The sequence below is a fragment of the Elstera litoralis genome (genome assembly GCF_000963705.1).
Lineage (GTDB): Bacteria > Pseudomonadota > Alphaproteobacteria > Elsterales > Elsteraceae > Elstera > Elstera litoralis.
Genome location: NZ_LAJY01000929.1, coordinates 1 through 912, shown reverse-complemented (window position 1 = coordinate 912; position 912 = coordinate 1). Strand labels below are relative to the sequence as shown.

2 protein-coding genes are annotated in these 912 nt (G+C 51.9%); both read left to right on the top strand.

Annotation, left to right across the window (positions count from 1 at the left end; all coding sequences use genetic code 11):
- On the top strand, window positions 1-164 hold a 164-nt coding region (locus tag VZ95_RS23650; RefSeq protein ID WP_156995510.1), incomplete at its 5' end, for a DUF933 domain-containing protein.
- A 274-nt stretch (window positions 165-438) separates the two neighbouring features.
- The coding region (locus VZ95_RS20780) for a hypothetical protein (protein WP_198148468.1) at window positions 439-912 on the top strand (474 nt) is incomplete at its 3' end.

Here is a 912-nt window from a genome sequence, read left to right as displayed (position 1 = left end):
CCGATTTCGAAACGGGCTTTATTCGCGCTGAAACCATCGCTTATGACGATTTCATCGCCTGCAACGGCGAAGCGGGCGCGAAGGAAGCGGGCAAGATGCGCCTGGAAGGCAAAGAATACCCCGTGCAGGACGGCGATATTTTCCACTTCCGCTTCAACGTCTAAACCGTAACCGTTCCCCTTTCAAAGCCGCCCGATCCTGCGATTGGGCGGCTTTTCTTTACGAGCGCCCGTCCGTAAAGCGACAAACTGATTTCAATTTAAGAAGAATGATAGGGCAAAAATACTCCCTTAAAGATTGTTTTTGTCATAACCGACTCATAACTTAGGCCTCGAACACGCAATGATATTCGGCTTTTAGCCGGTCTTTGAGAGGATTGAGGATATGGGTTGGTCGCATCTTCGTGCATTTGCTCTGTTAACGGGTTTTCTGGGCGCCATGCCCGCCTTCGCCGAGGTTAAGCCGGAAGTAACGGCCCTTAATCAAGCGCCCCATTCGGCACTCTATGTCGGCAATAGCTTTTTTTATTACAATAATAGCCTGCACGCCCATGTCCGCGAGTTCGTGTTGCGCGCCGAAACCAAGAATAATTTTCGATCTGTTTCCGCAACGATTAGCGCTTCTGGCCTGAATTGGCACGATGTCGCCGCCTATTTTCGCCCCGATGCCGTCGGCAGCTATAGTTTTGACGCTCAGAATAGGGTGATCTTCACCCCGAAAGGGCAAAAGCCCTTCGATGTGACCATTCTCATGGATTGCAGCCAATGCCCGGTGCATCCCGAACTGAAAACACTCTTCACGGAATATGCCGAAAAACACGCCGCCACCGTGCGCGCCAATGGGGCCGAGCCGGTGTTGTTCATGTCCTGGGCCTATCAAAACGTTCCCGAAATGACAGGCGAATTGGCCGAT